The organism is Massilia sp. P2_C2, assembly GCF_056404615.1.
In genome coordinates, this window is record NZ_JBFUDR010000378.1 from 1 (window position 1) to 5,146 (window position 5,146).

2 protein-coding genes are annotated in these 5,146 nt (G+C 69.9%); one reads left to right on the forward strand and one right to left on the reverse strand.

What is annotated here, in order from left to right:
* Positions 1 to 62: 62 nt before the first annotated feature.
* Positions 63 to 1,559, reverse strand: coding sequence for an NAD(P)H-hydrate dehydratase (locus AC1DYX_RS27500; protein WP_477264819.1), 1,497 nt, complete (start codon positions 1,557 to 1,559; stop codon positions 63 to 65).
* Positions 1,560 to 1,778: 219 nt separating this feature from the next.
* Here AC1DYX_RS27500 and AC1DYX_RS27505 point away from each other — a divergent pair.
* Positions 1,779 to 5,146, forward strand: a 3,368-nt coding sequence (locus AC1DYX_RS27505; RefSeq protein ID WP_477264820.1) for a hydantoinase B/oxoprolinase family protein, incomplete at its 3' end; no start/stop codon positions are given.

Consider the following 5,146-nt stretch of genomic DNA (forward strand, 5'->3'; position numbering starts at 1 on the left):
ACGCATACGTTACGCGTGGGCACAGGGGTGCCCACCCTACTTATAGGTTCCAAGTCCTGTGTTCAGGCCCGTTCCGCGTCCGCCACGAGGGCATTGAGTTCGGCCCGGAGCGCGCGCGGGAGTTCGCCCGCCGTCAGGCCGATGGGCCCTGCGCCGCCGGCCACCAGCCGGTCCGCGGCCGCGCCGTGCAGCCACACGCCGGCCAGCGCGGCTTCCCAGGCGGGCCAGCCCTGGCCCAGCAAGGTGCCGATCAGGCCCGCCAGCACGTCGCCCGTGCCGCCCGTCGCGAGGCCTGGATTGCCGGTCTTGTTCACCGCCACCTCGCCGTCCGGACGCGCGATGATGGTGCCCGCGCCCTTCAGCACGACGACCGCGTCCAGGCGCTGCGCCAGTTCGCGCGCGTTCTCGAGACGGTCGGCCTGCACGATCGCGGCGGTGACGCCCAGCAGCCGGGCCGCTTCGAGCGGATGGGGTGTCAACACGGTCTCGCCATCGTGCGCGGCGAGGCGCGCCGCGAAGTCGGGACTGGCCGCGCACAGGTTCAGTGCATCGGCATCGACGAGCAGCGGCCCGGTGCCGTCGATGACTTTCGACAGCAGGTGCGTGGCCCCGGCGGAATCGCCCATGCCGGGGCCCGCGACGACGGTGCGGCCGTCGAAGGCGAAACCGGCCGCGTCGCGGAACATGATCTCCGGCTGCATGGGGTCGAGTCCGGGCCCCGGATCGATGGCGGCCACGAAGACACGGCCCGCGCCGGCATGGAGCGCCGCGCGCGCGGCCAGGATGCCGGCGCCCGCCATGCCGCGCGCGCCGCCCAGCACGGCCACGTCGCCGTACGTCCCCTTGTGGCTGTTCCGCCGGCGCGGCGCCAGCAGGGCCGCGAACCGGGCGGGTGCATTGAGCCACGCCTGCGCCTGCACGGCGGGCGGATTTGCAGTGCCGAGGCGGTCGACATGCACGCGGCCCGCGTGGTCGCAGCCGTCGCCGGTGTGCAGGCCCGGCTTGTTGCCGAGGAAGGAGATCGTGTGCGTGGCGCGCACGGCCATGCCGTCCGGCCCGATGACGGCACCGGTGTCCGCATCGAGCCCGCTCGGCACGTCCAGCGCCAGCACGGGGCAGTGCAGGTCGTGCGTGCGTGCCGCGAGCACGCGTGCGCGGCCCTCGAGCGCGCGCGCGAGACCGATCCCGAACAGCCCGTCGACGACGAGGCAGCAGCCGTGCGCGTCGTCGACGTCGTCCACGAAGCGCGCACGGCTCGCCCGCGCGCGCTCGAGGGCGTGCTGCGCCTCGGCGGAAGGCGTTGTGCCGGGCAGGTGCACGATGTCGACATTGGCGCCGAGGTGGGCGAGGTTGGCGGCGACTTCCAGCGCGTCGCCGCCGTTGTTGCCGGGGCCGGCCAGCACGAGCACGCGGCTGTTCGGCAGGCCGCCCAGCACTTCGAGCGCATAGGTCGACGCGGCCTCGCCCGCGCGCCGCATCAAGGTGCCTGCGGGCAGCTGCGCCTGTTCGGCCTGCTCGATGGCCCGGATCTGGGCGACACTGTAGAGCGGATTGTCCATATCTTTCCTGAGAAGCGCTCGAGGGCGCACATACGCATTTTCGCTAAAATTCTTGTCCCGCGCGACTACAATAGCGGCTGGCTTGACCAAGAGCCGGTAGGGTGGGCATTTGAGGCCGGTGGCCTCAAATGAAATGTGCCCACGCGTTACGTATGCGTAACGCGAACGTCCGCGTGGGCACGTGGCGCCCACCCTACCAAGACTATACGAGGAATGACGATGGACTGGCAGTTCTGGATCGACCGCGGCGGCACGTTCACGGACATCGTGGCGCGCCGGCCCGACGGCAGCCTGGTCACGCACAAGCTGCTGTCGGAGAACCCGGAGCAATACCGCGACGCGGCCGTGGCCGGCATCCGCCATCTGCTGGGGCTGTCCCCGGACGCGGCGATTCCCGCCGGACAAGTCGAGGCCGTCAAGATGGGCACCACGGTCGCCACCAACGCGCTACTGGAACGCAAGGGCGAGCCGACGGTGCTGGCCATCACGAAGGGTTTTCGTGACGCGCTGCGCATCGCCTACCAGAACCGGCCGCGCCTGTTCGACCGCCATATCGTGCTGCCCGAACTGCTGTACGGCCGCGTCGTCGAGATCGAGGAGCGCATCGGTGCGCACGGCGACGTGGTGACCCCGCTCGACGAGGCCGCCGCGCGGCGCGACCTGCAGGCCGCGTACGATGCAGGCATCCGCGCGCTCGCCATCGTGTTCATGCACGGCTATCGCCATGCCGCGCACGAGGACGCCGTGGCCCGCATCGCGCGCGCCATCGGCTTCACGCAGGTCTCCGTATCGCACGCCGTCAGTCCGTTGATGAAGCTCGTGGCGCGCGGCGACACGACCGTCGTCGACGCCTACCTGTCGCCGATCCTGCGCCGCTACGTCGACCAGGTCGCGGGCGAGCTGCCGGGCGTGAAGCTGCAGTTCATGCAGTCCAGCGGCGGCCTTACGGATGCGCGCGCGTTCCAGGGCAAGGACAGCATCCTGTCCGGGCCAGCCGGCGGCATCGTCGGGATGGTGCGCGCCAGCCGCCTCGCGGGCTTCGACCGCATCATCGGCTTCGACATGGGCGGCACCTCGACGGATGTGTCGCACTTTGCGGGTGAATTCGAGCGCGTGTTCGAGACGCAGGTGGCCGGCGTGCGCATGCGCGCGCCGATGATGAGCATCCACACCGTCGCCGCGGGCGGCGGCTCGATCCTGCATTTCGACGGCAGCCGCTACCGCGTCGGTCCGGACAGCGCGGGCGCGAATCCGGGGCCGGCCGGCTACCGCCGCGGCGGGCCGCTTGCCGTCACGGACTGCAATGTCATGCTCGGCAAGATCCAGCCGCGCCATTTTCCGCACCTGTTCGGCCCGGGCGGCGACGCACCGCTCGATGTCGAAGCCGTGCGTACGGGCTTCGACAGACTGGCCGACGATGTCGAGCGCGCGACGGGCACGCGCCTCGCGCCCGAAGCCGTCGCCGAGGGGTTCATCCGCATCGCCGTCGGCAATATGGCGAATGCGATCAAGCAGATCTCCGTGCAGCGCGGGCATGACGTGACGGAATACACGCTCACGAGTTTCGGCGGCGCGGGCGGCCAGCATGCCTGCCTCGTCGCCGACGCGCTGGGCATGAAGACGGTGTTCATCCATTCGCTGGCCGGTGTGTTGTCCGCGTACGGCATGGGCCTCGCGGACCAGAGTGCGATGCGCGAACGCGCGGTGGAACGCCGCCTGGACGACATCGACGCCGCCGCGCTGGCGGCCGAACTCGATGGGCTGGCCTTTGCTGCGCGCGCGGACCTGGCGGCGCAGGGCGTGGCGCCCGGGCGGATCGACGTGCTGCGCCGCGTGCACCTGCGTTATGAAGGCACCGACTCCGCCATCGTCGTGATGGATGCGGACCGCGCGGGCTTGCAGGCCCAGTTCGAGCAGGCCTACCGCCGCCGTTTTTCCTTCCTCATGCCGGGCAAGGCGCTGGTCGTGGAAGCCGTGTCGGTGGAGGCGCTGGGCCGCTCCGACGCGCCGCCCGAACAGCCGGTGGCGACGCCGCCGCGCGGGAAGCCGGCGGTACCTTGCGAGATGGTGAAGATGTATGCCGACGGCGCGTGGCGCGACACGGGCCTGTATCGCCGCCAGGATATCGCGCCGGGCGACCTGATCGACGGCCCGGCGATCATCGCGGAAGCGAATGCAACGACGGTGGTCGAGCCGGGCTGGCGCGCCGAGGTCACGGGGTACGACCATCTCGTGCTGCGCCGCGTGCAGGCGCTGCCGCGGCGTCATGCGATCGGGACGACGGTCGACCCGGTGATGCTGGAGATCTTCAACAACCTGTTCATGTCCATCGCCGAGCAGATGGGCCTGCGCCTGCAGAACACGGCATACTCCGTCAACATCAAGGAGCGCCTGGACTTTTCCTGCGCCATCTTCGACGCCGACGGCAACCTCGTCGCCAACGCGCCGCACATGCCGGTGCACCTCGGCTCCATGGGCGAGAGCATCAAGGCCGTGATGCGCAAGAATGCCGGCACCATGAAGGCGGGCGACGTGTATGTGCTGAACGACCCGTACAACGGCGGCACGCACCTGCCCGACGTGACGGTGATCTCGCCCGTGTTCGACGAGGCGGGGGAGACGATCCTGTTCTACGTGGGTTCGCGCGGCCACCACGCCGACATCGGCGGCACGACGCCGGGCTCGATGCCGCCGGATTCCGTGCACATCGAGGAAGAGGGCGTCCTGATCGACAATTTCAGGCTGGTGGACGGTGCGGACGGCGTGCTGCGCGAGGCCGAGGCACGGGCCCTGCTGGGCGGCGCCCGCTGGCCCGCGCGCAATCCCGACCAGAATCTGGCCGACCTGCGCGCCCAGGTGGCGGCGAACCAGAAGGGCGTCGAGGAGTTGCGCAGGATGGTCGCGCATTTCGGGCTGGACATCGTGCGCGCCTATATGGGGCACGTGCAGGACAATGCCGAGGAAGCCGTGCGGCGCGTGATCACGGCGCTCTCGGACGGTCACTTCGTCAATGAACTCGATAACGGCGCGCGCATCGAGGTCGCCATCCGCGTGGACCGTGAAGCGCGCAGCGCGGAGATCGACTTCACGGGCACGTCCGCGCAACTGCCGAATAATTTCAACGCACCGTCCGCCGTGTGCATGGCCGCCGTGCTGTACGTGTTCCGCACGCTCGTCGACGACGACATTCCGCTGAACGCCGGCTGCCTGAAGCCGCTGAAGGTGATCATCCCGCCCGGTTCGATGCTGAATCCGCATTATCCGGCCTCGGTCGTGTCGGGCAACGTGGAGACGTCGACCTGCATCACGAACGCGCTGTACGGCGCGCTGGGGACGATGGCGGCGGCGCAGGGCACGATGAACAACTTCACGTTCGGGAACGCGCGCCACCAGTACTACGAGACGATCTCCGGCGGCTCCGGTGCGGGGCCGGGCTTCGACGGCACGGACGTCGTGCAGACGAACATGACGAATTCGCGTCTGACCGACCCCGAAATCCTCGAGTTCCGCTTCCCCGTGCGGCTGGAGAGCTATGCGATCCGGCCCGGCTCGGGCGGCGCCGGCCGCTGGCATGGCGGCAACGGCGG

Bases quoted from the DNA above. Each gene is read 5' to 3' on its own strand.
- AC1DYX_RS27500 (WP_477264819.1), bottom strand. From the start codon at position 1,559: ATGGACAATCCGCTCTACAGTGTCGCCCAGATCCGGGCCATCGAGCAG.